This is a genomic window from Ligilactobacillus sp. (assembly GCF_036846325.1).
GTDB lineage: Bacteria > Bacillota > Bacilli > Lactobacillales > Lactobacillaceae > Ligilactobacillus.
In genome coordinates this window covers 1,311-4,054 of record NZ_DAIUCE010000113.1, presented here as the reverse complement: position 1 = coordinate 4,054, position 2,744 = coordinate 1,311, and the positions used below count along the sequence as shown (strand labels likewise).

The following is a 2,744-nucleotide window of genomic DNA, read 5'->3' as shown; positions in this document are numbered from 1 at the left end:
CGAAGCTGCAATTGCCTTACCGATGCCTGCAGCCGCGATTGCGGCAGAAGCAACTGCTGCTAGCCTTTTGCCTAAGTGCAATCCACCAGTATGGCCAGCTGCATCGGCTGCGGGGACAACTTGATTTGTGATTCCGCTTGAAATTCCTTTAGCAGAGGGCATGATTTGCACATAAGCTTTGCCGAGCTCAATCGCCATCAGCTTCCACCCCTTTCAAAATTCTGTTGCGTTCCTTTTCAAATTCCTCACCGCTGGCAAATGACAATCCGACGCTTTCTTCGGCATTTCCTGTCAGTATATCAGTCAAGCTGACAGGCTTGTTGCGGTTTTGCTGAGCGTCTTCCGTCTTTTGCCAGATGAGAATGCTTAACCTGTCTAAAATGCCCGCAGACAAAAGCGTATCAAGCGTATATCGCATGTCAGCCATTGCCATTTTTATTCGCGAATCGTCTCTTAGCCCATAGCAAAAAACAGCTACCCGGTCTGCAGGTAGCTGTCTGTAATTGTAAATGCCATACGTTTCAGCCAGGTCGCATATCAGCGCATCCTCATCTGTGTTAATGGCAGCGGCAAGGAATACTATTTTTTTAAGGTGGCCTGTGTGGAAATGATGTCTTCGAACTCGGCCACCATCTTCTCGATGTCAACCACTCCATTCTCGTCTCTGACATGATCTTTCAAATCCTTTACGCGGTCACCGATAAGCTTTTTGAAGATCTGCGGCAGAACGAGCGGATTATCATCCACCTCTGCCAGCAGCTCGACCAGCTCATAGTCCTTGAAAAGATTTTCATCAAACTCGTACTCAAATCCTGTCTTTGTCTTGCCTTTAAGCATTAATGATCACCTTCCGCCTTTGGTTTGACAATGTATTCGTAGTGCGTGTTGGATTCTGTGTCAGGGAAGCACGTTACTGTTGTCTCATAGCCGACATCATCGCCGTCAGCATACTTGATTTCGCCAATTTCGGTGACCTTTCCCTGCGGAATCACAATTCGCTTCAGCACATTGTCCCTCAACACCAGCTCAATGACAATCACGTGTTCTTTAAGCTCAGTTGAATTCGATTTAACGACTACCCCTGTGTCAAGCGTTCCTGTGACATTGGCATCACCATACACTTCCTTCAAAACATCAACATTCAGCACTTCGGCCAAAGTGTATTTGAACGTATCTGTCTTTTCCGTCTGGACGGAGTTGATGATGTCACCGCCCCATGCCTTAATATCATCTGTCTTGCGTTCATCCGAGTTCTGAATGCCGTCATCTGACACGTAACCCAGGCACTTAAACGCTGCATTAAGCGCACTGGTTGCGTCAGTCGGCAATGCCGTCCCGGTCGGAGCGCTGTAAATGGCGCCGCCGACTTTAGGCTTTGCATTCGTGACATATTTAACTGTTGTTGCCATTATATGACCTCCTTACAAACTTACAAATAGTTAATATCATATACCGCCTGATAGCGGTAATTCTTAGTTTCAGTATCAGTAAAATTGTAGCTGCCGTTAAGATGCGCACCACCGACGTTCTCAACCGTTGTCAGCCCGTCCATTGCTCGGATGACATCCTCATTGAGTTTCGCCGCATTATACAGTGATGTTCCGTACGATTGAATGGCAACCGTTGCCTTCTTCAAATGATTTGACTCACTGCCGCCCGTTTTATCAAGCAGGATATACGGTACAGTAACACCTGTTTTATGCTCCAAAAGCACGGGAACATCAAGCACACTGTCAAGATACTGCTTCAAAATGAGTTCAATCACGTGCCGCATTCACCGCCTTCAAGATCGTATTATGCTTCGCATTACTGCGTTTTGCCTTGATGGAATCAGCATATACCATAGTGTTTGCACGATTCTTGCCGACATATATATCCTGTTCGTATCCATCGCCGCACTTTTCCCGAATGATTGTCGCCTTAGCCTTTAGCCCTGACTGCATCTCGGACGATTTGAGCAGCTGTGCAACACCGGCACGGTTTAGTACAAAACGGTTCTTACTCATATCGTTCCACCATCACTTTCCTATTCCACGCCAGCGGTATCAAGCTTTCGATGCCTTCCTGAGGAATGCCCACAGTTCGCCAGTTCTGGCCAAAAAACTTGACCTGCCGATTGGCCCAGTTGTGCGAATCTCCTTTAGGTATGGCTAACTCATACACGATTTTCTTGCCAGTCAAGCTCAACTCGGCAGTAACATCATCCGTTGACGCTGGCGCTACCAGAACGTTGTCAACCGCAATCTCTTCCTTGACCGTAACCGGCTGTCCGAACGGGTCTTCTGATTCCTCTGTCTCGTCAACGAGAATAACTGTAATTCCTTTAAGCATAAGGGTCAATCACCCCATATCTCTGACGTTTCAATCCCAGGCGCTTAAGCTCAGTGTCCTTGATAAACAATCCGCCGCCAGGAACAAGGAATGAACCACTGTAGGAATAACCTAAAGCGCTCTCCGTCATCTGTGTCATCGGTTCCTGATCAGTTGACGTCATCAGCGTTCTCGCTACAACGTCAACGGTCACAGACTTTAAAACGCTCGCATAAGCGCCGCTGTCGGCCGACATTTCATCAAGATTTTTGCCCACTTTTCCCGCTTCGACACGCAGACTGTCAGAGACAATCTCCAACAGGCCTTCCGCACGCTCGCGTTCAGCAGGCTTCAAAGTGCGCCACAACTTTTCCAGATCTTCGATAGTTGCAAAATTTGCCACCCTACCACCCCCTTAGCTAACCTATAGTGAC

Annotated in this window: 8 protein-coding genes; all 8 read right to left on the bottom strand. The window is 47.7% G+C overall.

From position 1 onward, the window contains the following. Window positions 1–198 (bottom strand): hypothetical protein (locus V7Z60_RS08775; RefSeq protein WP_334117450.1); only part of this gene is annotated, 198 nt, incomplete at its 3' end. Continuing rightward, complete coding sequence (locus tag V7Z60_RS08770; RefSeq protein WP_333559520.1) at window positions 188–562, bottom strand: DUF5361 domain-containing protein; 375 nt, start codon at window positions 560–562, stop codon at window positions 188–190. The genes V7Z60_RS08770 and V7Z60_RS08775, both read right to left, overlap by 11 nt. Before the next feature lie 17 nt (window positions 563–579). Next, the gene (locus tag V7Z60_RS08765; RefSeq protein WP_334117449.1) at window positions 580–837 is read right to left on the bottom strand and encodes a hypothetical protein; all 258 of its coding nucleotides are present in this window, start codon (window positions 835–837) and stop codon (window positions 580–582) included. Next, window positions 837–1,409 carry a phage tail tube protein gene (locus V7Z60_RS08760; protein ID WP_334117448.1) on the bottom strand — a complete coding sequence of 191 codons (573 nt, stop codon included), beginning with the start codon at window positions 1,407–1,409 and terminating at the stop codon, window positions 837–839. Before V7Z60_RS08760 ends, V7Z60_RS08765 begins: the two co-directional genes overlap by 1 nt. 20 nt (window positions 1,410–1,429) lie before the next feature. After that, the gene (locus V7Z60_RS08755) at window positions 1,430–1,765 is read right to left on the bottom strand and encodes a hypothetical protein (protein WP_334117447.1); all 336 of its coding nucleotides are present in this window, start codon (window positions 1,763–1,765) and stop codon (window positions 1,430–1,432) included. Next, window positions 1,758–2,006 (bottom strand): hypothetical protein, encoded by a 249-nt coding sequence (locus tag V7Z60_RS08750; RefSeq protein WP_334117446.1) that lies wholly within the window; start codon window positions 2,004–2,006, stop codon window positions 1,758–1,760. Before V7Z60_RS08750 ends, V7Z60_RS08755 begins: the two co-directional genes overlap by 8 nt. Then, window positions 1,999–2,331, bottom strand: a complete 333-nt coding sequence (locus V7Z60_RS08745; RefSeq protein WP_334117445.1) for a hypothetical protein — start codon at window positions 2,329–2,331, stop codon at window positions 1,999–2,001. Before V7Z60_RS08745 ends, V7Z60_RS08750 begins: the two co-directional genes overlap by 8 nt. Then, window positions 2,324–2,713: a phage Gp19/Gp15/Gp42 family protein gene (locus V7Z60_RS08740; protein ID WP_334117444.1), complete on the bottom strand. Its 390-nt coding sequence runs from the start codon at window positions 2,711–2,713 to the stop codon at window positions 2,324–2,326. Before V7Z60_RS08740 ends, V7Z60_RS08745 begins: the two co-directional genes overlap by 8 nt. Window positions 2,714–2,744: the final 31 nt, after the last annotated feature.

Excerpts from the sequence above, each read along its gene's own strand:
- V7Z60_RS08750 (WP_334117446.1), bottom strand. The coding sequence starts at position 2,006 with ATGAGTAAGAACCGTTTTGTACTAAACCGTGCCGGTGTTGCACAGCTG.
- V7Z60_RS08745 (WP_334117445.1), bottom strand. The coding sequence starts at position 2,331 with ATGCTTAAAGGAATTACAGTTATTCTCGTTGACGAGACAGAGGAATCA.
- V7Z60_RS08760 (WP_334117448.1), bottom strand. The coding sequence starts at position 1,409 with ATGGCAACAACAGTTAAATATGTCACGAATGCAAAGCCTAAAGTCGGC.
- V7Z60_RS08765 (WP_334117449.1), bottom strand. The coding sequence starts at position 837 with ATGCTTAAAGGCAAGACAAAGACAGGATTTGAGTACGAGTTTGATGAA.